Below are 24,172 nucleotides of genomic sequence, written 5' to 3' on the forward strand. Positions count from 1 at the left end.
GGTGTTGACGCTCCGAAAACTCACCTCTGTTAACAATAATTTTTAAACAACCTCTAAATCGTTCGGTTCTTAGTGTTTCAGGTGTCGGACATTGGTCTCTCCACAAAATTCGGTCAATAAATTTATTGAATAGTGTTGTATTCTCATCTTCCTTTGCAAGCATACATGTTTCATATGATGGGGCAAGATCAAAGGTCAATTTGATTGAATCGGTAAACTTGTCAAGTAGTTTCTTTCTATCAGAGTTTACTATTGATGTTGTATATGTGGTTAGTGCATTCCGATATCCTTCTAAATTATAGAAGCCATACTGCATTAATGACACACTCGGTACAAAGCCATTTTTTCTCATAAAAGAAGTCTTAATACCATCGTTCTCATCAAAATCTTTTAGAACAGTTTCCATAGATTCAAACGGAATATGCAAATTTTCAAGGTATTTATTCCATTTCTCTTTACATTGCCTCATTGTAGGGTCGTTTCTTTTATACTCCGCATCAAGTTGTGACAACTCTTCAATTGAAGCAGAGCTATTGTAACCACCATCGTTTTTTATGGCTGCAATTATATCATAAATACGCTTTTGAATTTTCAAAAGTTTCGCACTATTTGTAGAGAGGGACTTGGCAACACCAAGGTAATAGCCAAATATAAAGCCTTTGACTTTATTAAGCCTATTATCTTGAAGCACTTTCTCATTATATCCAGTACAAAAATCGTCAATTTTGACCCTACAAATAAATGACACTAAGTCAAATTCTGGATGACAGAGATTAAAGCTATATCTATCTCCTAGTTTATTTGTTAGGCTATCAGAACAACTTAATTTAGCCGTATTTAGAGCTGTTGGATTATAGAATAGTACTCTAGTGTTATAAGGCGTAAGGCGCACAATATCATCGGTCTGATACACTTTGACACCATCAATGTCTTTAATTTGTTTAAATTGGCCATTATTATCAGATATTGTCACTTCTAATACCAAAGGGAAACTATGGTGTTCGATATCATTTATTTCAAAATGCGGAACTTTTGAAAAACACAATTGAACATTTGAATATGGCATACAATCAATCTTATAAAATTGGTTATATCCATACTCTCGCCCCTTGTAAAAAGCCAATGGAGCAATACACTCTGTAGAGAGTATATTGTCAATGTTCAAGGTTGTTGTTGGTATAAATAATTTCATCTTTAGATAACTTCTATATCGTCATTATTATTGTAAACAGAATCTGTTTGTGATGGGAACAAAGAAGATAAGCTGGAAGTATACCCCAAATATAATCTTTCGCTACATCTTGTCATAGCCACATATAATGCCGCTCTCTTATCTGTTCTTTTTTCACAACCAGGAATGAAAACATCCTTAAATTGCAATCCTTTCGCACACCACCAAGTCATTATCTTGGGGTTTGAAGAATGGAAGTCAAGATCCATCTCTGTATCCTGATTAGCGTTATACTTAAACTCACAGGTTACACCTTTACGTTTTAGATAATCTTTAACATACTCTACAGACTATTCTCCTTTATCTTCTGTATTGAAGGGGAGAAGTATGCCGACATTAGTTAACGACCTATTCTTTATAATCTCAGCTATCTTATCAAGCTGTTCATCATAACTGCTGGCAGCTATTAGATTTGGCTTCTCACCCTTACGTTTGCATTTGATAACAAGGTCTTCAACGTTTCCGACTCTTTCTCCTAACGCAGCAATTTCCTCTGTTAATCTATAATTAAAATACAATGGGTCTGGAGCTATACCCATATCTGATGCAGTTTTCTCAATTGTTTGAGTTTCAGAACGATTTCCAAAACCCATTATTGATTGTGCAGAATCTCCGAAGAATAAACAATGCTCGCCATATTGCTTCATCTCTTCAATTTCTTCTTTGGTGAAATCTTGGCATTCATCTACAATCAGATATTTAACCTTGTGTTGGTTATGACGCCACTGATGATAATGGAATACATTCTTCAACCCCAGTTTGCGCAATCCATCTTCAAAGTATTTTCGCAGGGATTTTGTGTATACAATTATTGTATAGCTTTCACCTAACGCCGCAATTTGTTTTGCTTTGTGAAGAGCTATCAACGATTTTCCACTTCCTGCACTTCCAGAAACGACCATTGACTTGTTGTTTTTTCTATCAATAAGTTGTCTATGAAAATCATCGAGACTAGAGTAGTCTATGAAAAATTCAGAATCAAAATCTGCCATATTTATTGTGATTTAATTTATTTTACACTGTATGTTGTTTGCTACGTTATTGTTCTCAAATATATTGAGTAATTGTCTATGTGATATAAAGCGAAAAACGATTTTGCTAATATCATTGTTTTTTCTGGAATGATTCACTTTTATCTCTTCTTTAAAGAAACAACCTTTTAAACATTTGTTGCCATTTCTCTGACATATAGTTCAGAAGCCCCAATATCTCTCCCCCTGTACCACAACCCAAATCAAGAATATTCAACGTATTCTTCTCACCCATGAATGTTTTTTGTTCTTTTGCAAAAAGCAATTTACTAAAAAGGTGGTATACTTCAGCATAGCTTCTTGGAAAATAAGTTCCAAGATAAGTGAGTACTTCTTTACTGTCCAAATTCAGATTGTATTCAAACCTTATATGATCTGGTGCATATTCTGCCTTTAATTCATCAAAGATTAAATCATCAACCCATTGAGGTAATGAATATACTATAGGGAAATCTAAAGGAGTTATCTGAACCTGTTGAACAGGGGTAACTGTCGCCATTGCATTTTTTGTGCTTCCTTTGTATTCGCCCATTTGCCAACCAAACATCTTTTCGGAGATAATAAAAACCTCCTTCTTAAGAAAACGTTGTAAATGTAGTCGTTCTTCCTCTGTATAATCTCCTTCTACTATAACCAAATGTTCTTGATTGATTTTAGGAGCCAATAGAGGGAATGCTAAGCAAAAATTATCATAACACATAATATTTACCTTCATTTCATTATTTCCCCAAACAGCATTAATGATTTGTTCTGAATATCCCTTTAATGGCATTATCTTTTCGTTAGTTTCAAATGCCAATTGTGCGGATTTATTAGGAAAATTATTATTATCAGTTGTCCCTTCAATAGAATTTGTTCCAAAAGGTTCTTTTCCCTCTTCTAAAATAGTGAAATTATTCTGTTGCTCCTCATAAGTTTTAATATCCTCAAATAACTGAAAATTATCAAGAGGTGTCGTAGTTTTATCATAAGTAGCATTGCTGAATTCCGTCAGGTAGAAAGGACTTAAGTTGAGAGTTTCCGCAAGATTAACGATTCCGAATGGATCAAAGTCGGTATGAGGACAAGTGATGTCATCCAACTTTTCAATGAAATGTTCGTTATCTGTAATGTGAAGCCAAGACTTGTTGATGGCACTTAAATTGTTCACCAACTCTATCGGTTGATGAAAAATAATAAGGTGTGGTACGTCCTTAATTTGATTTTTTTCAACGCCTAAGGCTTTAAGTTCTTTTTTTTACTGTAGAATGATTTATCCTAGATTGTTGAAGGACAGTCTTTCTCGAACCATCCTTAATAATTTTACCATCGCATGTCCATTCTCCATTTTCATTGGCAATTACATTACCTCCATAATTTTTGAATCCTATAGAAATAATAGCATCCTTCTTTATAAAGATCGCATCTAACTCGCATCCAATATTATAATTGCCTGCGAACACACAGAACTCATTCGAGTCCTCATACTGAGCTTTGAGTTGCTCACAGAGAAACCGAAACTGCTCACGTTCTGCTGTCGTATTAAAGTTTTCGACTCTGAATGCTAAAAGTCCTCCCATTGCAAAAAATCAATACTATTTATGTAAATTGAACGGTCTCCATTTCTGTACTGACTTTTTCATTAAAAAAATTGTCAGTTTTGGCTACAAAGATACATAAAATATTGTAAACGCTTGCATGTATAGATAAGAATCTACGATAAATGATTTGAGGAGAGTCTTAATCTATTTTAACATTTGGAGGGTCGAAGCGACTTTCACCGACGTTTTATCACTTTCTATACCGCTTTTGGGCGTATGTAGCGACTTTGCTTTAATGTTGACAATGTGGTTTATAATTTTGCATCCGGATAACTTCAAATGTCAAGGCTTAAAGAAGTTTTCCGGATTTATATATATCTGAAACCTACACAATTTTATGAAAGTAACTTCCACATACCCTCTTCTGATATTCCCAGCGTTGCTTTCGCCGTTTATCGGCAACGCGCAGGAGAGCAAGCCGACAGAATTGTCGGCGGAAATGGTGGTGGCAGCTCCCACAATGCAGATGCCCTCTGTATGGACATTCGACGACTGCATTAATTGGGCTACTGCCAACACCACCGACATACGACGCACGCTGCTCAACATCCTACAGGCGGACCAGGATATCGCTTCGGCTAAGGATGCATGGCTACCTACCGTGGGATTCTCAACAAACCAGTCATTCACCAACTATCCCTCTCCCGAAAAAGGGATGAACGCCAACACCTACGGAAGCAGCTACGGCATAAATGCCAACTGGACCGTATGGGAAGGCAACGTGAGAAAATATCGTCTTGAATCCTCAAAGATATTGCAACGCCAGCAGGCACTCGCAGGCGAAGACGTTGTGAAAACACTCAAACTCGGCATCCTTCAGGCCTACCTCAACATAATGTATGCCAAGGAGGCGGTCACAATCGCAGAACAGACTCTTGAGGTGAGTACTTCCCAGACCAAACGCGCAAAACGGCTGATGGAATCGGGACGCACCTCAAAAGTGGATTATGCCCAGATAGAGAGCCAGATGGCACAGGATTCCTACAATCTCGTGCAGGCCCGGAGCAATCTCAAGAATGCCAAGATGAATCTGAAGAAGATTCTTGAACTTGGTCTTGACTACGACATGGAGATAGCCGACGTAAGTTTCCCCGATTCCGAGATAACACAACCTGTTCCCTCAAAATCGGAGACATTCTCCATCGCATCCGCCTGGCTTCCCGGTATAAGGAGCAATGAGCTGAACAAGGAGATATATGCCAACGACGTGAAGATTGCCAAGGCCGGCAATAAGCCTACTATATCCCTTTCAGGAGGAATAGGTTCCGATTATAATTCCGGTGGGAGCGCGTGGGGCACCCAGATGGGACATAACTTCAATGAGAATATCGGAGTCAACATAAGCATACCTATCTTTGACGGTAATTCCACAAAAAGAGCCGTTGCGAAAGCGAAACTTGCAGAGATGGAGTACGACCTGACTAAGAAAACGCTCCTCGACGACCTTTCTCAGACTATAGAGAGCCTTTACATCGACGCGACTAATGCCAAGGCGAAATATGACTCCGGACTTATCCAGCTTGAATCCACCCGTCTGACGGATGATCTCGTCAACCGGCAGTTTGAGCTCGGTCTCGTCAATCCCCAGGAATTGCTCTCCGCACACAATAATCTACTTAATGCCAAGCTGGAACTTCTGCAAAGCAAGTATATGGCTATATTGGCGAATAAGACAATCAATTATTATGCCACGAAAGAGGTGGTGATGTAAATAATTTATATGAGATATATCAACTTTATGCCGGCAGCCGCAATAGTGATGGCTGTCACCTCATGTTCCGAGAAGCCACGGATGGAACTTGAGACTTATACAGTGGAGCCGACATCCATGTCGGAAATAGTCACTGCCACCGGCACTATGGAGTCGGTGACATCGGTCGACGTAGGCACCCAGGTCACAGGTATCATAGATAAGCTATACGTGGATTATAACGATACCGTGACGAAAGGACAACTCCTTGCAGAGATTGAGAAGACGCTTCTTGACAGCGAGTTGAAAAGTGCCGACGCTTCAATGGCATCCGCTAAGGCTAATTATGAATATGCCAAGAAGAATTATGAGCGGGATAAGGCTCTCCATGATGAGCAACTTATATCGGATTATGAATTCCAGACCTCAAAGAAGGATTTCGATGTGGCGCGTCTGAGCTACGAAAAGACTCAGGCAGACCGGGTGAGAGCCGCCAAAAACCTTAACTATGCAGAGATCTACTCCCCTATTGACGGTATTGTCGTATCGCGAGAAGTGGAAGTCGGTCAGACTGTCGTGTCAAGCATGAACGTTGCGAATCTATACGTAATCGCCGATCTTGACAATATGCAGGTGGTAGGTGCTGTCGATGAAGCAGACATAGGTCAGGTAAAAGTAGGTCAACACGTTACATTTACCGTAGACTCCTACCCCGATGATACGTTTGACGGAACCGTGACGCAAGTGCGCATCAACCCTACCACCACCAACAACGTCGTGACCTACGAAGTGATCGTAGGTGCGGCAAATCCCGAACACAAGCTCATACCGGGCATGACCGCCAATCTGACGATCTACACCCTTGAGCTTAACGACGTGACCGCCGTGCCCCTCAAAGCCTTGAAATTCCAACCGACGCCTGCCGGCGAGGATGACAAACTGCCGCAACCGAAACCGTTGTCCGAACCGGGCAAACACACCCTGTGGGTGGTGCGCGGAAATGACCTCGTGCAGACAGACGTGGAACTTGGCGTGTCAAACAGCGTATATCAGCAGATAAAAACAGGGCTTAAACCCGGCGACAAGGTGGCACTACAATACCATCTACAGATGATGCAGCCCCAGAAAGAGGGGCAAGGTGAAGAGAATCCGTTCATGCCCAAACCTCCGGGTGCCAACAGAAAGAGATAAGACCATGCCCAAAGAGATTATACGATTAGATAATATCAAACGATATTTCAAAGTGGGTGATGAGACGGTCAAAGCCCTCCGAGGAGTGTCATTCACGATCTACGAAGGTGAGTTCGTCACAATAATGGGTACTTCCGGATCCGGCAAATCCACCCTCCTCAACACTTTGGGATGTCTTGACACACCGACCTCCGGAGAATACTATCTCGACGGTATTCCCGTAAGAGGTATGGGGAAAAACGAGCGTGCCAAGATACGCAACCGCAAGATAGGGTTCATATTCCAGAACTATAACCTCCTGCCCAAGACCACATCCCTTGAAAACGTTGAGCTGCCTCTGCTCTACAACTCATCGGTCAGCGCGAAGGAACGTGCGCAACGTGCGGAGCGTTGTCTCCGCGAAGTGGGACTGGGCGAGAGATTGTATCACAAGAGCAATCAGATGTCGGGAGGTCAACAGCAACGTGTGGCGATAGCCCGTGCATTGGTCAACAATCCCGTCATCCTGCTTGCCGACGAGGCAACCGGAAACCTCGACACCCGAACATCCTTCTCCATACTGACCCTTTTCCAGCGTCTCTACAAGGAGGGGAAGACCATCATCTTCGTGACCCATAACCCGGAAATCGCACTCTACTCATCGCGCAACATAACGCTGCGCGACGGGCATATAGTGAGCGACGAATATAACAACGACATTCAGTCGGCAGAGGAAGTCTACCGAAACCTTCCGGCGGAAAACGACTGACAACAGCATGCAACCATGAACGTTCAGAATCTTTTCAAGATTGCCATAAAGGCTCTTGGCAACAACAAGATGCGCTGTTTCCTCACCATGCTCGGAGTGATCATCGGAGTGGGCGCGGTCATAGCCATGCTCGCTATCGGACAGGGATCGAAAAACTCTATAAAGGCGCAGATCTCCGAGATGGGCAGCAACATGATAATGATAATGCCCGGTGCGGAACGTCGCGGCGGAGTGCGACAGAGCAGCGACGACATGCAGACGCTGAAGCCTGCCGACTATGATGCCATCGTGAACCAAGCCTCCGGCATAGCCAACATCACACCTACCGTATCCTCCTCCGGACAATGGGTGAACGGCAACAACAACTATCCTTCACAGGCGCAAGGGGTCAACACACAATATCTTGACATACGTCAACGTAAGGTAAATAAAGGAGAGATGTTTACCGAGCAGGATGTGAAGACGGCTGCAAAGGTATGCGTGTTGGGAAAGACCCTTGTCGACAACCTTTTCCCCGACGGCAGTGACCCTATCGGGAAAGTGGTGAGATTCGGCTCAATCCCACTCACCGTAATCGGCATACTCGACGAGAAGGGCTACAACACAATGGGTCAGGATCAGGACGACCTTGCGCTCGTGCCCTACACCACCGTCATGAAGCGTATGCTCGCCATCGACTATCTGCAAGGCATTCAGGCATCTGCCGTGGATGAGAACCGCACGGATGAGACCATAGCGGAAATCACCGACATACTGCGCACCCAACACAAGCTGCGCGACGATCAGGAGGACAACTTCACGATACGCTCCATGCAGGAGCTCGCACAGATGATCTCCTCCACGTCTTCGATGATGACCGTGCTGCTGGCTTGCGTGGCTGGCATATCACTCCTCGTCGGAGGCATCGGCATCATGAACATCATGATAGTCAGCGTCACGGAACGCACCCGTGAGATCGGTCTGCGAATGAGTATCGGGGCGACAGGACGCGACATCATGACACAGTTTCTCATCGAGGCGGTCATAATATCCGTGACGGGTGGCATACTCGGCATAATCACCGGAGCAATAGCCACATGGATGATCAAACTGCTTGCCCACTGGCCCGTGCAGATCGATCCCGGCTCAGTGATACTCTCCTTCGCAGTCTGCACCGTGATAGGCATAATCTTCGGATTCTATCCCGCTGCAAAAGCATCAAATCTTGATCCAATAGAAGCAATCAGATATGAATAACGAGAAAGTCAGGTCTAATTTCGCAGGGACGGCGACAGCAATACTGTTGTCGTTCCTGCTTTTCTATTTCCCATCAGTGCTGGCGATATACGGGCATGATGACGAGCCTGGAATATGGACAATATTCAGCATCGTCATGGCTACGCTCTACACGCTGATATTCTGCGTCAACTATTTCTGGATAGTGCCCTATTCATTCTTCCGGTCGAATAAGAAAGTGATGTTCTTCATCCTCAATGCAGTGATTGTGACGGCAGCGTGCGGATTGGTGCCGTTATGGTTTGAGACCCACGGCGGACTCCCCCGCCCGCGTCATCTCGAAAACCTCAGTCTCTCTATAGGTCAATACCTTATGGGGTATCTGCGATTCGTGGTGAGAGACGGAATAATGATGGTGCTTTCCATCGCCCTCGCCTACGCCTTGCGCCTTGCACAAGACCGCGAGAACATGCGCCGTAAAAGATTGGAACTTGAAGCCGAACAACGCCGCATTGAATTGAAAAGCCTTAAGGCACAGCTCAATCCCCATTTCCTCTTCAACTCTCTCAACAACATATATGCCCTCATCGCAATCTCTCCAGAACGTGCGCAGAAAGCACTACATGACCTGAGCGGGATGCTACGCTTCATGATATACGATGCCGCCAACTCATTCGTGCCATTACAGAAAGAGATGCAGTTCATCTCCGATTATGTCGAGCTTATGAAACTTCGTCTCAGCAGTGGCATCAGACTTGACTGCGCCATAACCACTTCGGGAAGTGAAGGGCTGACGATAGCCCCCCTGTTATTCCTGACCTTGGTGGAGAACGCATTCAAGCATGTAGCCGACAACGGAAATGGAGCCTTCATATCCATTGCCATATCCACGGATGAAGACAGCGTGATATGCCGGGTGGAAAACTCCTGTGGCGATACCGCCACACGCCCATCGATGAGCAATGGGGAATCCGGCGTAGGCTTGACAAACGTGGAGCGACAGTTAAGGCTGATATATCCCGGCGTACACTCCCTTACACTTAAAAAGGAAGGTGGTATTTTCCATGCACGTATAACTATCGCAAAAACAGCAATGACCGTCTCCGCAAGAGGCACTCAGAAACCAAACCAATAATCCAATCATAGTCAGTAATATTTATTGAGAAATATCATGAACAGGAAACTAAAATGCGCAATCATAGATGACGAGCCATTGGCACGCGAACTCATAAAATGTTACGTGGAGAAAACACCGGCTCTCTCTCTGGAAGGGAGTTTCGAATCGGCAGCCGAAGCTGTCAAGAGCGTAATGGAGGATAATCTCGACATCATATTCCTCGACATCAACATGCCGATGCTCAACGGCATAGAGTTCGCAAGTCTTATCCCTACACATACGCGCATCATCTACGTCACAGCCTACGAGCAATATGCCCTCGACGGCTTCAAGGTTAACGCCCTCGACTATCTGCTGAAACCCGTGAGTTATGCCGACTTCATGAAATCCGTCGGCAAGGCCATCGAATGGCAGACGATGCGTGATGCCATGGCAAGCCAGACAAAAAGCGTGCCCGACATGCTGACCGTAAAAGCCGACTATCGGCTCATACAGATGAGAATGGATTCAATCCGATACATCGAAGTGCAGAAAGACCGCGTAATCTTCTATCGCACCGATGGCGAACCGGTCAGCAGCCTTATGAGTATGCGGGAATTGGAAGAGACACTCCCCTCCGACATATTCATGCGCGTGCACCGTTCCTTCATCGTCAACCTCCGCCGCATAGAGATCGTGGAACGCAACCGCATAGTATTCGGCAAGACCTACATCCCCATCTCCGAATCAAAACGCGACGAATTTCTCGACCGCCTACGTAACTAACCAGATACATCATGCACACAATATGCACACAATAACAATATATCATGCACATAAATATACTGTGCATAATGTCAAAACATAATGTGCTTGATGTATAATTAATGCACATAATAAAAAAACATCATGCACAGTATATTTTGTGCATGATGTTTAATTCTAATGTGCTTGATATATCAAGACTGATGTGCTTGATGTATTTACTTGCCGAAATAGCGGTTGTAAAGACCGGCAAAGCCCTGACCGTGGCGAGCCTCATCCTTAGCCATCTCATGAACTGTGTCGTGGATAGCGTCAAGGTTCTGAGCCTTAGCGTTCTTAGCGATACGCATCTTGTCAGCATTTGCACCAGCCTCTGCGTGCATACGCTTCTCAAGGTTAGTCTTGGTATCCCATACCATGTCGCCGAGGAGCTCAGCAAACTTAGCAGCATGCTCAGCCTCTTCCCAAGCATAACGCTTGAAAGCCTCAGCCACCTCAGGATAACCCTCGCGATCAGCCTGACGAGACATTGCAAGATACATACCTACCTCTGTGCACTCACCGGTGAAGTGGTTGTTGAGATCCTTGATCATCTCCTCGTCGCAGCCTTTTGCCACGCCGATCTCATGCTCTGTCACGAACTGAAGAAGAGCCTTCTGATCGAGTTCTTTGAACTTAGAAGCCGGTGCGCCACACTGTGGGCATTTTGCAGGTGCCTCTTCGCCTTCTGCTACATATCCGCATATTGTGCAGATCCATTCTTTTGCCATAATAATAGTTATTTAGTTTTTGAGTTATATGTTATTCTTTCTTCGTTATACAAAATTACAAATTTTTTCTTAAATTCGCACCATGAGTGCAACAAAAGAAAAGTTAAATAATATTGAAAAATATTTCCGGAAGGAAATTCGTGAGAAAAATTTCTCAAAACTACTCGTGACCGTGAGCGGCGGAGCCGACAGCGTGGCTCTCCTCTCAGCTCTATCCTCTACTGGAGCCATAATAATTGCCGCACACTGCAATTTCCACCTCCGGGGTGAAGAAAGCATGCGCGACCAACGGCACGTAGAGAATATCTGTCATATATTAAACGCTCAACTCCTTATAAAAGATTTCGACATTCCGAATTTTTTGAAAAAAAATCCGGGATATTCAGTTGAGATGGCATGTCGGGAAGTGAGATATGGATGGTTTGAAGAGATTCGGGCAGCAGAAAAATGCGACAGGATAGTGACCGGACACAACGCCGACGACAATATCGAGACACTTCTCCTAAACCTGCTCAGAGGCTCCGGCACCTCCGGACTGAAAGGTATGATTCCCGACACCGGATCAATCTGGCGTCCGCTCCTTTCATTCCACCGCCCACAGATAGAGGCATATCTAAAGGAGAAAGGGATAGAATATATCACCGACTCCTCCAATCTCAGCTGCGACTATCGTAGAAACTACCTCCGCAACCGCATCATACCCCTTCTGCGTGAGGAATGGAAAGGGTTCGACAAGTCGCTCGACCGGAGTATTGCACTTATCCGCAGCGAGAATGCCGTGGTGAACGAAGCCACTGAATCATTGCTTCCTCCCCCAGGCGAACCGCTCTCTGCAGAGACCGTGATGTCGTTCCCCGCCCCCCAACTCCTCGTCAGACGATATATCGAGCCTCTGCTGCCATTCACCACCACCGCAGCTGAAGTGGTGAGCGCAATCATCGCCGACAAACCCGACAAACGATGCTGGAAACTGCGCGGTGGCACACTTACACTGCGTAACCGCAAACTTTATTCCAACTTTTTTGAGTAAATATTGTTTTAAATTTGTGACTTTTGGATTTTTTATCTAAATTTGCAAAACAATTAACGGTTCCAGACATTTCCGGACACCACAACGGACGTTGTCAACTCACTTAATCACTTTTATCTGATTACCATTATCTACCCATTGATAATGGACAGGATAACAGATCAAGACAACGACCTTGACACTTCTCATCAAAAAAAATAAATTCCTCATCAACTTTCCGACTTTCTCCTTATGAAGTAGTATTAACTATGAAGTAGTATTAACTTCTTTAAGTGGCATTATAATATTAAAATGCTTATGTTATATAGGGTGATTCCCCCTGTATTTCGGAAAGTTTCTGATGACTATCCTATAACATAATCCCTTTTTATGTTCCACATCAATGACTTAGATGCCATGGACGAGGCTCAGATTAAAGAAACGGCTGAAGCCATGGGTATAAAAAAGGCGGCATCCGCATCTCGCGACGAAATTATCGAAGCGATTCTTGACCAGCAGGCTGTCTCTTCTGCAAAAGACATTGTATCTAAAAGCAGCGAAAAGAAGAAGACTACTAAAGTCAAAGAGCCCCGTCAGAAAAAGACGAAGAAAGTTGCCGACCCATCATCCGATGGAAAAGCAGCTAAAAGCTCGCCAAAACAGGCTGACAAACATGATACAAATGCCTTAGATTCTGAATCAGAAGAATACGTTTCATTCGTTCCCGCCGAACTGCCCACTCCTAAACGGAAAGGCAGAAAGCCAAAGAGTGCTCCGGCATCTGCGGATATGATGTCCCAGAATCCCGACACTATGCCGACAACGCCTCAGACAAAAAAACGCGCAAAGAAAACCTCTGTCAAGGAAGAGGCTACTGTAGAGGAGGTTAAGCAGAATCTTCCCGAAATGGATAATGAGCCGGCAGGGAAATCTTCATCCGACAATTTGGTCCCTATGGTGATCAACGACGATGCCATACCCGCAGTAGTGACTGATGATGCAAATGCAGATCAGATACCAATATCTCGTGAGGCTGCACAAGACGATAAAGCCAATGCTCCTGCTGAAGAGAACTCTGGGGTTGATAATGCAGTTAAGACCGATGGAAACTCCGATGCCAACAATGCGACTCAGGAAGAGAAACCGAAATTGAAAATATTCACCCCCCGCAATCAGAAACCGGGGCAGACTGAAAGTCTTTCTCTGACATCGTTCTTCAGCCCCACTAAGGGCAAGACCTTCACGCCACGCGGACACCGCGACAACCAGAAGGATAACCGCAATCCTCAGACACAAGTCCAACAGCCTATACCTCAGCAAGCTCCCCTCCCGGAAGAGGCAGCTCTCCCCACTCCGCAAGCGCAGCCCATACAGATGCGCGAACCCGGTGCCACTTCACAGCAGCCGCTCACAAAGCAGCAGAAAAATCAGATGAAGAAAATGCAGCGGATGCAGCAGCGACAGGGCTACAACAATATCCCCGCGCCGCAACCCGCCACTCCATACGATATGTCGGGCATCCTCGATGCTTACGGTGTGCTGGAGATTATGCCGGAAGGCTTCGGGTTCCTGCGCTCGGGCGACTTCAACTATCTCAGCAGCCCGGATGACGTGTACGTGTCTCAAAACCAGATAAAGGAATACGCACTAAAGACCGGAGACGTGGTAGAAGCATCAATTCGTCCACCCCTTGAAGGCGACAAATACTATCCTCTGGTGAAGGTGAAATCCATCAACGGTCTGGAACCGGAACTTGTCCGCGACAGAGTGCCCTTCGAGCACCTCGTGCCTCTATTCCCTGATGAGAAATTTGAAATCACCAAAGGGCGATATGCCAATATATCTACTCGCGTTGTCGATATGTTCTCGCCTATCGGTAAAGGTCAGCGTGCTCTTATCGTTGCGCCTCCAAAGACCGGTAAGACAATCCTGCTCAAAGATATAGCAAACGCAATATCCGAGAATCATCCGGAGACGTATATCATCATGCTCCTCATTGACGAACGCCCGGAGGAAGTGACCGACATGGCACGCAGCGTTAATGCGGAAGTGATCGCCTCCACATTCGACGAGCCTGCCGAACGCCACGTGAAGATTGCCGGAATCGTGCTTGAAAAGGCGAAACGTCTTGTGGAATGCGGACACGACGTAGTGATCATGCTCGACTCCATCACTCGCCTTGCACGCGCCTTCAACACCGTATCTCCGGCATCCGGCAAGATTCTGTCAGGCGGTGTGGATGCCAACGCTCTCCAACGCCCGAAACGCTTCTTCGGTGCTGCCCGCAACATCGAGAACGGCGGATCGCTGACAATCATAGCCACTGCACTCACCGAGACATCCTCAAAGATGGACGAAGTGATCTTCGAAGAGTTCAAGGGCACGGGCAACATGGAGCTTCAGCTTGACCGCAAGTTATCCAACAAGCGCATATTCCCTGCCGTTGACATCACCGCATCATCCACCCGTCGCGATGATCTTCTCCTTCCTCAGGAGACTCTCAACAGAATGTGGGTGCTCCGCAACTATCTTGCCGACATGAACTCTCTTGAGGCTATGGAGTTCATCAAGAAACGCATGGAGATGACCCGCAACAACGAGGAGTTGCTCGTCACTATGGATAAATAACGATAGATTATGAGCGAGAAGACAAATGCAGCCCGCATTCTCGACAGGCTGAAGATTAAATATGAGTTGGTGGAATATACCGTCGACCCGGATAATCTTGCTGCCGATCATGTGGCTGAAGAACTCGGCGAACATATCGAACAGGTATACAAGACACTCGTGCTGCGCGGCGACAAGACAGGCATAATCGTCTGTGTTGTCGCCGGCAACAGGGAGGTCGACCTCAAGAAGGCAGCAAAGGCATCCGGCAATAAGAAAGTGGAGATGATTGCCATGAAGGAGCTTCTCCCTCTCACCGGATATATACGTGGAGGCTGCACTGCCATAGGGATGAAGAAGCACTACCCCACCTATATCAGCGAGGAGGCACAGCATTTCCCCTTCATATACGTGAGTGCCGGAAAACGAGGACTGCAGCTGAAGCTCTCACCCCTTGATCTGGCAAAGGCAGCACAGGCATCTTTTGCTGAGGTAGCCACTATTGAATGACCCCACCTCCCCAAAGGGTTCCGGTGCAACATAGGCGGCAAGAATTTTTCAACTGAAGTTGTATAAACTTCACTAAATAATTACGTCAAGTGAATACTTTCGGAAAGAATCTCACCCTCACCACATTCGGAGAAAGCCACGGACCCGCAATGGGCGGCGTCATCGATGGTTTTCCCGCCGGTTTTAAAATAGATTTCGATGCTCTTTACGCAGAAGTGGCGAAACGACGCCCCGGCTCATCATTCCTTGTGACAGCCCGCAACGAGAGCGACCGACCGGAATTTCTGTCAGGTATTTCACCCGACGGAATAACACTGGGCACCCCCATCGGATTCATCGTCAGAAATGCCGACCATCGTTCCGGAGATTATGACGAGATGGCAAAGGTGTATCGTCCCAACCATGCCGACTACACCTATATAAAGCGTTACGGCATACGCGACGCACGCGGTGGCGGACGCTCAAGCGCACGCGAGACGGTCAACTGGGTAGTGGCAGGCGCACTTGCATCCCAATGGCTTGAATCAAAAGGGATAAAGATTGAGACCGCACTCACTCAGGTAGGTCCGGTCACTGCCGGCGACATCTTTGACGGGCTCATGACCAATCCGGAAAAACCCTTCAAACTTGAGGTGAATCCCGACATCAAGCTCGCCATGGAAGAGTTTGTGAAGGAGACCAAGATAGCAGGCGACAGCGTAGGCGGGCGAGTAAGCTGCCTGATTACCGGCATGCCCCCGGGCATAGGGAATCCGGTAGCCGATAAGCTGCATGCCGCACTTGCCGGAGCGATGATGAGCATCAATGCCACCAAAGGTTTCGAATATGGCATAGGCTTCCGTGCGCCATCGGCAAAAGGGAGCCAGATAGCCGACACGTTCCTACCCTCTGATGATAAGGACGCACCTCTGCGCACAGCCACAAACTACAGTGGCGGGATACAGGGGGGCATATCCAACGGTATGCCGATATTCTTCTCAGTGGCATTCAAGCCTACCCCCACTCTCATGAAGCCGCTGAATACAGTCAACACCTCCGGAGAAGCCACCGTGCTTAATCCCGCCGGGCGTCATGACCCTTGCGTGGCAGTGAGAGCTGTGCATGTGGTGAAGGCAATGACGGCACTTGTCTTAGCTGACTATCTCGTCTGAATCATGGTGACATACTCGGATTATCTCAATGGAATATTTCCCGGCGTAAAAGTGCAGAAAATCTCTGTCAACGCCGGGTTTTCTTGTCCTAACCGCGACGGCACCATCGGCACCGGAGGATGCTCCTATTGCCGCAACGATTCCTTCTCCCCAGCATACTGCATGCAGCACGAATCCGTGGCTATGCAATTGGAGAAAGGGAAAGCATTCTTCAGCCGGAAATATCCGGAGATGAAGTATCTCGCCTATTTCCAATCATATACCAACACCCACGGCAAAGACATCGACTCGCTCCGTGCTCTATATCTTGAGGCTATCGGCGTTGAGGACATAGTGGGGCTCGTGATAGGCACACGCCCTGACACGCTCCCCGACCAGGTGCTCGACCTTCTTGAAGAGTTGAATCGTAAGACTCCCGTATTTCTTGAAATCGGTGCCGAGACATCTTCCGATGCCACATTGCAGCTCATCAACCGCCGGCATACCTGGCAAGATGTGGAGAATGCCGTGAACGGTGCCGCACAAAGAGGGATCAGATGCGGACTACATCTGATTGCCGGTTTGCCCGGAGAAGACCGTGAACAAGTCCTGATAAACGTGAGGAAAGCCTGCTCTCTACCCATCGACACCATCAAGCTGCATCAGCTCCAGATATTGAAAGACACCATTCTCCATCGTCAATGGATTGCTGGAGAGATCGACGTGAAACCGTACACCCTCGACGAATATCTTGATCTCTGTGCGGAAGTGGCATCAATCGTGCCGGATAATATCATCATAGAGCGTTTCCTCTCCCAAAGTCCTTCCGAAATGGTGGTGGAACCTAAATGGGGACTGAAAAACTATCAGTTTATGAACCTCCTTAACCAAATAATCTCGCGGCAGAAACGTTAAGATAAAAGATAGTTTCAGTATACGGCATCCGGAAATTCAACCTATGAAGTTGTAATTTTTTGACCATAAAATAAAATAATAATATATGAAGAAATTATTGGCAGCAGGGCTTCTCGCCCTCACAATGTCGCCGCTGACAGCAATGGCAGACATCACAGTTAATATCCCTAAAGGAGTCAACCTCGATTCCCTCACCTACGACTACACCACGATCCAGAATCTCGCTACGGCTAAAAGCCGCGCCGAAAGAGGCACAGTAGTGACTAAGGCTCCTGTGAAAGATGGTAAGGTAATCCTTCCGATCGCTTCCGACAAGAGCGGATACAACTACAATCTACATCTCGGCGAAAGGTCATACGCAAGCCTATATGCACTCCCCGGTGAGAACATCATCGTCGACATCACCTCTACTGACCCTCTCGACTATAAATTGTCAGGCTCACCTCTCATCGACCAGATCAATGAGGTGAAGGCTATTGAAAAACCATTCATCGACCGTATGAACGAGCTTTCAAAGGCTGCGACTCCCGACAGAGAGAAGATGCAGGCGGTATATGGCGACTATATTGAGGCTATAAAGGATTTCGTTGAGGAGAATCCTACCTCGCCCACCGCTGTTGTGGCACTCATGAACATCTCCGGCGACGATTTCGTCAATGCCTACAATCATCTTGGCGAAAGAGCAAAGACGTCACCCCTCTTCCCGCTTCTACAGCGTCAGTTCAACCGCGAGCAGGAAAGAATGGAGAAAGACCGCAAGCTGGCGGAACTGTCATCCGGCAATGTCGTGGCTCCCGACTTCACTCTCGAAGACCAGAACGGCAAGAAAGTAAGTCTTTCCGATTTCAAGGGGAAATGGGTAATCATCGACTTCTGGGGCACATGGTGCCCATGGTGCATAAAGGGATTCCCCGAACTGAAAGAAGCATATACAAACTACAAGGGTGAACTCGAGATTATCGGCGTAGACTGCGGCGACAGCGTTGAGGCTTGGAAAAACGGACTCGTAAAATACGAATTGCCTTGGGTCAACGTCTACAACCCTGAGACATCTACACTCCTTGAGCAATATGCCGTGCAGGGATTCCCGACAAAAGCCATCATCAACCCGGAGGGCAAGATTGCAAACATGACCGTAGGTCATGACCCCGCCTTCTTCGAGAAGCTCAAAGAGCTGATGGGCAAATAATCCCTCAAGAAAATTTAGAAAAATAGAATAGAAAGAAGGCTTGCGCCAAGCGCAAGCCTTCTTTCTATTTCCGCTTCATCATGATCTCTCATGCCTTACCATGCCAAAAATGTTACAACATGCTTCAACATGCTAAATCATGATACAACAAAAAAATCCTCCAAAAAAGCCCCAAAAAAATCCATCAATTCTGCAAGACAAAACCCGACGACGGATTAAGCGTCACGCTCACCTTCTCCGGATTCTTCACCGTGACAACCGTCTTCACAGGCTCACCTTTCTTATCGTCATTGATCAGCGTCAACTTAGTACCTTTCTCAAACATCGGAAGCGACAGATCCAGCTTCACCGGTTTATCGAGATTGCTGACGCCAGCCACATACCACGTGTCGCCATGACGGCGTGCCACAACCGCATACTTACCGGGATAACCGTCGATAAACTTGGTGTCATCCCAAGTGGTCGGCACACTCTTCATGAAATCAATAGCCACAGCCGGAGCATCCGTCAGGTTATTTGGAGCCAACGCAAAATTCTGCACCGGATTCTGGAAAAGAACCGCTACTGCAAGCTGGAAGGCATCAGTGGTGCGGCGTATATTGCCCCCGTCATTACCCTTATTCATCCGCTTGTTGAGGAACGAACCACCATACTCCATGATAGCCGCTGCGTTACGGATAAAGGGATGAAGAGTGGCATGAAGAGCCTCCTTATCGCAGAAATCCTGTGAGAAAATCATGTTTTCAGATGCAAGAACTGCCTCCGAACCTACAAAATTAGGATACATCCTCTCCCAACCGCGTGGCAGCGTGCATCCGTGGAACACCACGTCAATGCCATAATCTGCGGCATCACTTAGAATATCCTCATAAAGACGCATTGTCTCCTGTTTATCGCCACCGAAGAAATCCACCTTTATTGCATCCACTCCATTATCGTGCATCCATTTCATCCATTTCTTACGCTCAATCGGGCGATCCATCCTGTTGATCGGACCCTGCTCGATGTCGTTCCAATGACCTGATGAGGAATACCATAGAATCGGGTTCACTTTCTTTGAATGGGCATACTTGATAAGCTCCTCCATTCTCTTCTCTCCGATATTATTGTCCCACCAGTTGTCGATCAGCACATTGTCATAACCCATCTCGGCAGCGAAATCGATATAACGCTTCTGGTCCTCAAAATTAATACTGTTATCTTGCCAGAGAATCCAGCTCCATGTCCCCTTTGCCGGACGTGCCGGACGAGCCGTCTTATACTTCGGATCCACGAGATCCCACGGAAGCGTAGTCTCCACAATCGGTGCGAGATTATCACCGATAGCCATCACTCGCCAAGGTGTCGCACCGGGCAATGCCACGCCGGGAGAAGATGAACCGTTGCCATTATTCTCCCCCGGCATCGGGAACTCCACCGAATAGAGACCATCCTTAAAGTCGCTCAGACGTGATGCGCAATAATATCCGTCTACCCCTGTCTCCGTCACCAATGTCCATACATTGTCGGGAGTCCTGAACAAAGCCGGGAATGTATAGCCGTGACCATATTCCGATTTCTGATTCATCGGGGCATCCACAGTATAAAACTCTTCATAACTCGGTTTCGTCCGCTTCCATCCGATCATCGGGTCTGATTGCGGAGTGAGGAATGCTGTGGTGCCGTCAGGGAAACGGAACGAACTCACCTCCTCCTTCACGATCATCGAACCACGCTCCTTCTGGCGCGGCACCTTATATCGGTAGGCTACACCATCATCCGCAACGTGCCACTCCATATCGAGGCGTTTCCCCTCATCCCCCTCATACTTCACCACCGCATTCGTGGCGTTGACGGAGATATGGCTCCTCTTGATCTTATCCTGAGTATATTCCTTAGTAAACGGGGTGATCTTTGCATCACCCTCACGCAGACCCTTCGAAAGATCCACAAAATCAGTGATCATACCTACCGGAGCCTTATCTATGACAGTTTTCCCGTCAAGATATACGGAATAGACAGGCTTACCACCCTGATCTATCGAAGTTACCACTTTCAGCTTCCCCGAAGGGCTCTCTATGACCGCACCATGCGCACAGAGTGCCGACAATAAAAATGAAGATAAAATTATTCTGTTGAGTTTCATGATTAGTACAAATTTCCTACAAATTTAGTAAAATTATTCCAAAGATAACCAAATAATCTTTGAAGTTGTCTAAAATAATCTCATCATTGAAGTTTCGCAAGCTGCACTTTAGTGGTTTATAGTTTATGGTTTATAGTTTATAGTTTATAGTTTAAGGTTTAAGATTCACGAAAATCCACGAATCTTTTCATTATACAAAATTTAATGATCATAAACCATAAACATTAAACCTTAAACCATAAACATTAAACCTTAAACCATAAACATTAAACCTTAAACCATTTAGCACATCACGTCAACACGGTCTGAGGGCGATATCTCACGAATCGGACGACACGGATTCCCAACAGCCAATGTCGCAGCAGGGATTGACTTCGACACCACACTCCCCGCTCCGATGATGGCACCATCACCTATCTCTACACCCGGAAGTACCACCACATTAGCTGCGATCCAGACATTATCCCCGATTTTTATCGGTGACGCCTTCATCACGCCCTTATTCCTCTGCTCCACATCAAAAGCATGAGTTATCGTTATCAGACTGCAATTCGGTCCGATCATGACATTATCACCGATAGTCACCTTAGCCTCATCAAGGATACTCAGATTAAAATTACCTATAAAATTCTCACCGATATGGATATTAAAACCGAAGTCACACCGGAAGCCGTCATTTATCACAAATCGTTCACCCACAGACCCCAACAGACCACGTAACAGACCATTACGCTTCTCCGTATCCGAAAGTCGCAACGAATTAATCTCAAAACAAGCATCCGCGCACCTCCTCAAAGCGGCAGACACCTCCGGTCGGTCCCCCGCTCCGCCATACAGCCAACATCCCGTCTGCAACCTCCCGAAAATACCCTCTTCCGATATGTTTTTAAGTGCATTTGTCATAATACATAATTTTTAATATGAAAAATATACTGATACAAAATTAGCATTTTCAAATTAAATTTGCATAAGAAATTGTCTAAACTTCACAGCATAATCTTAAAAAATATCACTCCTATGCCGAACAATTGAGGTCATTTTTATTTTATAAGATAGATGAGGTCATTTAAAATCGGGTTAAGTCATAATATTATATTTCAATGAATAATAACTCCCCGCAGCATGACAAATCATCTCGTGCATAATCGATTTCAATAATTTCACTTATAATATGAAAAGATTCAACGATAAGATAGCATTCATATCCGGCGCAACAAGAGGCATCGGATATGCCGCCGCCCACCGTATGGCATCGGAAGGAGCCACCGTGATAATATCCGCACACGTAGAAGAGGAAATTAATGACGCTGTAGCCAAATTAACCGATGAAGGACTGAAAGCTGATGGGATATTCTACGACGGACGAGACATCAGCTCAATCGAAAAGGCAATTGAATACGTCGTCAAGAAATACGGAAGAATTGATGTGCTCGTGAATAATGTCGGGGGCACCGACCTGAGACTCGACACGACAGTTGGAGATCTTGATCTGAACTATTTCGAGTCAGCAATGACAATAAATCTCAAAGGCACACTCGCCGCAACCCGTGCTGCATTACCCTACATGCCCGCAGGGGCTGCAATTGTAAACGTGGCGTCAATAGGTGGAATTACCGGAGACCTGCGCGGCACACTCTACGGCATAGCCAAAGCCGGAGTGATTGACCTGACGAAATACACAGCCACACAATACGGTCATCGCGGAATACGGTGCAATGCCGTGGCTCCCGGACTCATCCTCACCAAGGCAGCCACCGACAACCTACCGCAATCCGTAAGAGAAATCTTCGCTGCACAGACCCCACTACCCTATCTCGGACAACCTGAAGATATAGGAGCGACAATAGCATTCCTTGCATCCGATGATGCCCGCTACATCACAGGTCAGACAATAGTAGTCGACGGCGGTATGACCTGCCATAACCCCACCGCCCTAACCCTAATGCAAGCCCCCAAAAAATAACAGAATCGAGAATATAACAAAAACAAAGCGGAAGTCTTTTTTCATGACTTCCGCTTTTTTTATTAATTTTGTAGCATATCTATTTAATACCCTATCAAACTATGTCTGTAGAAACATACGACTATGTGGAACACACCGCAATTGTACAGTCGACCGACCCTGTCCGCAACATCGTCAACGTCCGGATAACCGACCTTGAGGAATGTGGCGACTGCCCTGCCGCGCAACTATGCAACGCCGCCGGATCCGAATCTAACATCATCGCCATCATTACCCCTCACGCCTCCGGATTCCGGAAAGGCGACATCCTCGAGATACGCGGCACCGAACAGATGCACCGCAAGGCGATAATGTATGCCACCGTCCTGCCATGTATCGCCCTTGTAGCCGTGATGGTGGCGGTATATCTCCTGACACTCAACCAGCTGGCAGCAGCCCTGAGCGGCATCGGAGTGATGATCCTCTTCTTCTTCATCCTTTGGTGCTCACGCAATAAGATTGCCCATGAGTTCTGCTTTACAATCGTGGGCAAACCGGAACGCCAACACGTAAAATAAATCCACTCACTCATAAAAATCATCATGATCATTGGAATTTCAATTATCGTACTGGGTGCAATCGGCATAATAGCCGCCATACTCCTATTCATTGCGGCAAAGAAGTTTTACGTCTACGAAGATCCCAAGATCGGAGAGATCGAAGAGCTCCTACCCGGTGCCAACTGCGGAGGCTGTGGTTTCTCCGGATGCCACGCCTTTGCCGTGGAATGTGCCTCTGCCTCCACCATGGATGGATTAAACTGCACGGGTGTTGACGCGGAAGGCATGAAAAAGATTGCCGACATCGTAGGTCTGACCCCGGTCGCCGCTCAACGTAAAGTGGCAATCATCAGATGCAGCGCATCTTGCGAGAACCGCGACCCGAGAAACCATTACGACGGTGTGCGTTCCTGTGCAATCGAGGCCTCACTCTACCAGGGGGAGAGCGATTGCATCTACGGATGCCTCGGATGTGGTGACTGCGTGAAAGCCTGTCCCTTCGGAGCCATGCAGCTAAACGAAGGAGAACAGCTGCCCCACGTCGACCTGGATAAATGCACCGGATGCGGAAAATGCGTCGAGGCTTGCCCGCGCAACCTCTGCGAGCTAACGCCGTTGTCGGCAGACCGTCCTATCGTTTGGGTAGCATGTGCCAACCGCGACCGCGGACCGATCGCCATGAAGGAATGTGGCGTCGCCTGTATCGGATGCACAAAATGCCGCAAGGTCTGTCCAAATGAGGCTCCCGTGATTGCATCTTTCCTTGCCCACATCGACCAGGAGAAATGCACGTCGTGCGGAGAATGCATAAAGGCATGTCCGCGCCATACCATACAATCAACTCACCCAATCACCCCCAACATTTGAT

The 24,172-nt window shown here is 46.6% G+C and carries 23 protein-coding genes; 15 read left to right on the forward strand and 8 right to left on the reverse strand.

Going from position 1 to position 24,172, the window contains the following annotated elements:
• From E5331_RS06980 to E5331_RS07000, 5 genes are all read right to left on the reverse strand, one after another.
• Positions 1 to 1,192 (reverse strand): hypothetical protein (locus E5331_RS06980; protein WP_135986265.1); only part of this gene is annotated, 1,192 nt, incomplete at its 3' end.
• Between the two features lie 2 nt (positions 1,193 to 1,194).
• Positions 1,195 to 1,440 carry an ATP-binding domain-containing protein gene (locus E5331_RS20960; RefSeq protein WP_123484120.1) on the reverse strand — a complete coding sequence of 82 codons (246 nt, stop codon included), beginning with the start codon at positions 1,438 to 1,440 and terminating at the stop codon, positions 1,195 to 1,197.
• Positions 1,441 to 1,521: 81 nt separating this feature from the next.
• Positions 1,522 to 2,223 carry an AAA family ATPase gene (locus E5331_RS06990; RefSeq protein WP_123484119.1) on the reverse strand — a complete coding sequence of 234 codons (702 nt, stop codon included), beginning with the start codon at positions 2,221 to 2,223 and terminating at the stop codon, positions 1,522 to 1,524.
• A 151-nt stretch (positions 2,224 to 2,374) separates the two neighbouring features.
• Positions 2,375 to 3,412, reverse strand: coding sequence for a hypothetical protein (locus E5331_RS06995; protein WP_135986266.1), 1,038 nt, complete (start codon positions 3,410 to 3,412; stop codon positions 2,375 to 2,377).
• A 73-nt stretch (positions 3,413 to 3,485) separates the two neighbouring features.
• Positions 3,486 to 3,821 carry a nuclease-related domain-containing protein gene (locus tag E5331_RS07000; protein ID WP_135986268.1) on the reverse strand — a complete coding sequence of 112 codons (336 nt, stop codon included), beginning with the start codon at positions 3,819 to 3,821 and terminating at the stop codon, positions 3,486 to 3,488.
• Between the two features lie 358 nt (positions 3,822 to 4,179).
• Between E5331_RS07000 and E5331_RS07005 the strand changes: the two genes are divergently transcribed.
• The 6 genes from E5331_RS07005 to E5331_RS07030 are packed head-to-tail and all read left to right on the forward strand — an operon-like array spanning position 4,180 to position 10,568.
• A complete protein-coding gene (locus E5331_RS07005) occupies positions 4,180 to 5,553 on the forward strand; it encodes a TolC family protein (protein ID WP_123483139.1) in 1,374 nt (457 codons plus the stop codon).
• A gap of 9 nt (positions 5,554 to 5,562) precedes the next feature.
• Entirely contained in the window at positions 5,563 to 6,723 is a 1,161-nt protein-coding gene (locus E5331_RS07010) for an efflux RND transporter periplasmic adaptor subunit (RefSeq protein WP_123483138.1), read from the forward strand.
• A gap of 4 nt (positions 6,724 to 6,727) precedes the next feature.
• Complete coding sequence (locus E5331_RS07015) at positions 6,728 to 7,471, forward strand: ABC transporter ATP-binding protein (protein ID WP_123483137.1); 744 nt, start codon at positions 6,728 to 6,730, stop codon at positions 7,469 to 7,471.
• Between the two features lie 15 nt (positions 7,472 to 7,486).
• Positions 7,487 to 8,707: an ABC transporter permease gene (locus tag E5331_RS07020; RefSeq protein WP_123483136.1), complete on the forward strand. Its 1,221-nt coding sequence runs from the start codon at positions 7,487 to 7,489 to the stop codon at positions 8,705 to 8,707.
• Positions 8,700 to 9,821: a sensor histidine kinase gene (locus E5331_RS07025; RefSeq protein WP_135986270.1), complete on the forward strand. Its 1,122-nt coding sequence runs from the start codon at positions 8,700 to 8,702 to the stop codon at positions 9,819 to 9,821. Before E5331_RS07020 ends, E5331_RS07025 begins: the two co-directional genes overlap by 8 nt.
• A 36-nt stretch (positions 9,822 to 9,857) precedes the next feature.
• Positions 9,858 to 10,568 (forward strand): LytR/AlgR family response regulator transcription factor, encoded by a 711-nt coding sequence (locus tag E5331_RS07030; protein ID WP_123483133.1) that lies wholly within the window; start codon positions 9,858 to 9,860, stop codon positions 10,566 to 10,568.
• Between the two features lie 197 nt (positions 10,569 to 10,765).
• On the opposite strand, the gene E5331_RS07035 is transcribed toward E5331_RS07030, so the two are convergent.
• A complete protein-coding gene (locus tag E5331_RS07035) occupies positions 10,766 to 11,317 on the reverse strand; it encodes an NADH peroxidase (RefSeq protein ID WP_123483132.1) in 552 nt (183 codons plus the stop codon).
• An 82-nt stretch (positions 11,318 to 11,399) separates the two neighbouring features.
• On the opposite strand from E5331_RS07035, the gene tilS reads away from it, so the two are divergent.
• From tilS to E5331_RS07065, 6 genes are all read left to right on the forward strand, one after another.
• On the forward strand, positions 11,400 to 12,347 hold the full coding sequence (gene tilS / locus E5331_RS07040) for a tRNA lysidine(34) synthetase TilS (RefSeq protein ID WP_123483131.1): 948 nt from the start codon (positions 11,400 to 11,402) through the stop codon (positions 12,345 to 12,347).
• A gap of 369 nt (positions 12,348 to 12,716) precedes the next feature.
• Positions 12,717 to 14,954: a transcription termination factor Rho gene (gene rho / locus E5331_RS07045; RefSeq protein WP_123483130.1), complete on the forward strand. Its 2,238-nt coding sequence runs from the start codon at positions 12,717 to 12,719 to the stop codon at positions 14,952 to 14,954.
• Positions 14,955 to 14,960: 6 nt separating this feature from the next.
• Positions 14,961 to 15,443: a Cys-tRNA(Pro) deacylase gene (gene ybaK, locus E5331_RS07050; RefSeq protein ID WP_169477658.1), complete on the forward strand. Its 483-nt coding sequence runs from the start codon at positions 14,961 to 14,963 to the stop codon at positions 15,441 to 15,443.
• A gap of 89 nt (positions 15,444 to 15,532) precedes the next feature.
• Positions 15,533 to 16,594 carry a chorismate synthase gene (aroC, locus tag E5331_RS07055; protein WP_123483128.1) on the forward strand — a complete coding sequence of 354 codons (1,062 nt, stop codon included), beginning with the start codon at positions 15,533 to 15,535 and terminating at the stop codon, positions 16,592 to 16,594.
• Between the two features lie 3 nt (positions 16,595 to 16,597).
• Positions 16,598 to 17,488, forward strand: a complete 891-nt coding sequence (gene mnmL, locus E5331_RS07060; RefSeq protein WP_123483127.1) for a tRNA modification radical SAM protein MnmL/YtqA — start codon at positions 16,598 to 16,600, stop codon at positions 17,486 to 17,488.
• Positions 17,489 to 17,573: 85 nt separating this feature from the next.
• On the forward strand, positions 17,574 to 18,677 hold the full coding sequence (locus E5331_RS07065) for a TlpA family protein disulfide reductase (protein ID WP_123483126.1): 1,104 nt from the start codon (positions 17,574 to 17,576) through the stop codon (positions 18,675 to 18,677).
• 184 nt (positions 18,678 to 18,861) lie between these two features.
• Here E5331_RS07065 and E5331_RS07070 read toward each other — a convergent pair whose 3' ends face one another.
• Positions 18,862 to 20,802, reverse strand: coding sequence for a glycoside hydrolase family 97 protein (locus tag E5331_RS07070; protein ID WP_123483125.1), 1,941 nt, complete (start codon positions 20,800 to 20,802; stop codon positions 18,862 to 18,864).
• Between the two features lie 282 nt (positions 20,803 to 21,084).
• Positions 21,085 to 21,705: a sugar O-acetyltransferase gene (locus E5331_RS07075; protein WP_123483124.1), complete on the reverse strand. Its 621-nt coding sequence runs from the start codon at positions 21,703 to 21,705 to the stop codon at positions 21,085 to 21,087.
• 268 nt (positions 21,706 to 21,973) lie between these two features.
• Between E5331_RS07075 and E5331_RS07080 the strand changes: the two genes are divergently transcribed.
• The 3 genes from E5331_RS07080 (at position 21,974) to E5331_RS07090 (ending at position 24,171) form a co-directional block, all read left to right on the forward strand.
• Positions 21,974 to 22,765 carry an SDR family NAD(P)-dependent oxidoreductase gene (locus E5331_RS07080; RefSeq protein WP_123483123.1) on the forward strand — a complete coding sequence of 264 codons (792 nt, stop codon included), beginning with the start codon at positions 21,974 to 21,976 and terminating at the stop codon, positions 22,763 to 22,765.
• A 101-nt stretch (positions 22,766 to 22,866) separates the two neighbouring features.
• A complete protein-coding gene (locus E5331_RS07085; RefSeq protein WP_123483122.1) occupies positions 22,867 to 23,322 on the forward strand; it encodes a SoxR reducing system RseC family protein in 456 nt (151 codons plus the stop codon).
• Between the two features lie 24 nt (positions 23,323 to 23,346).
• Entirely contained in the window at positions 23,347 to 24,171 is an 825-nt protein-coding gene (locus E5331_RS07090; protein ID WP_135986272.1) for an RnfABCDGE type electron transport complex subunit B, read from the forward strand.
• The last annotated feature ends 1 nt before the right edge of the window (position 24,172 follow it).

It is taken from the genome of Lepagella muris (assembly GCF_004793975.1).
Taxonomy (GTDB): Bacteria; Bacteroidota; Bacteroidia; order Bacteroidales; family Muribaculaceae; genus Lepagella; species Lepagella muris.

Excerpts from the sequence above, each read along its gene's own strand:
- rho (WP_123483130.1), top strand. The coding sequence starts at position 12,717 with ATGTTCCACATCAATGACTTAGATGCCATGGACGAGGCTCAGATTAAA.
- E5331_RS07005 (WP_123483139.1), top strand. The coding sequence starts at position 4,180 with ATGAAAGTAACTTCCACATACCCTCTTCTGATATTCCCAGCGTTGCTT.
- E5331_RS07080 (WP_123483123.1), top strand. The coding sequence starts at position 21,974 with ATGAAAAGATTCAACGATAAGATAGCATTCATATCCGGCGCAACAAGA.
- E5331_RS07065 (WP_123483126.1), top strand. The coding sequence starts at position 17,574 with ATGAAGAAATTATTGGCAGCAGGGCTTCTCGCCCTCACAATGTCGCCG.
- E5331_RS20960 (WP_123484120.1), bottom strand. The coding sequence starts at position 1,440 with ATGGATCTTGACTTCCATTCTTCAAACCCCAAGATAATGACTTGGTGG.
- mnmL (WP_123483127.1), top strand. The coding sequence starts at position 16,598 with ATGGTGACATACTCGGATTATCTCAATGGAATATTTCCCGGCGTAAAA.
- E5331_RS07075 (WP_123483124.1), bottom strand. The coding sequence starts at position 21,705 with ATGACAAATGCACTTAAAAACATATCGGAAGAGGGTATTTTCGGGAGG.
- E5331_RS07070 (WP_123483125.1), bottom strand. The coding sequence starts at position 20,802 with ATGAAACTCAACAGAATAATTTTATCTTCATTTTTATTGTCGGCACTC.
- E5331_RS07010 (WP_123483138.1), top strand. The coding sequence starts at position 5,563 with ATGAGATATATCAACTTTATGCCGGCAGCCGCAATAGTGATGGCTGTC.
- E5331_RS07020 (WP_123483136.1), top strand. The coding sequence starts at position 7,487 with ATGAACGTTCAGAATCTTTTCAAGATTGCCATAAAGGCTCTTGGCAAC.
- E5331_RS07000 (WP_135986268.1), bottom strand. The coding sequence starts at position 3,821 with ATGGGAGGACTTTTAGCATTCAGAGTCGAAAACTTTAATACGACAGCA.
- E5331_RS07035 (WP_123483132.1), bottom strand. The coding sequence starts at position 11,317 with ATGGCAAAAGAATGGATCTGCACAATATGCGGATATGTAGCAGAAGGC.
- E5331_RS07015 (WP_123483137.1), top strand. The coding sequence starts at position 6,728 with ATGCCCAAAGAGATTATACGATTAGATAATATCAAACGATATTTCAAA.
- E5331_RS07030 (WP_123483133.1), top strand. The coding sequence starts at position 9,858 with ATGAACAGGAAACTAAAATGCGCAATCATAGATGACGAGCCATTGGCA.
- E5331_RS06990 (WP_123484119.1), bottom strand. The coding sequence starts at position 2,223 with ATGGCAGATTTTGATTCTGAATTTTTCATAGACTACTCTAGTCTCGAT.
- tilS (WP_123483131.1), top strand. The coding sequence starts at position 11,400 with ATGAGTGCAACAAAAGAAAAGTTAAATAATATTGAAAAATATTTCCGG.
- E5331_RS07090 (WP_135986272.1), top strand. The coding sequence starts at position 23,347 with ATGATCATTGGAATTTCAATTATCGTACTGGGTGCAATCGGCATAATA.
- E5331_RS07085 (WP_123483122.1), top strand. The coding sequence starts at position 22,867 with ATGTCTGTAGAAACATACGACTATGTGGAACACACCGCAATTGTACAG.
- E5331_RS07025 (WP_135986270.1), top strand. The coding sequence starts at position 8,700 with ATGAATAACGAGAAAGTCAGGTCTAATTTCGCAGGGACGGCGACAGCA.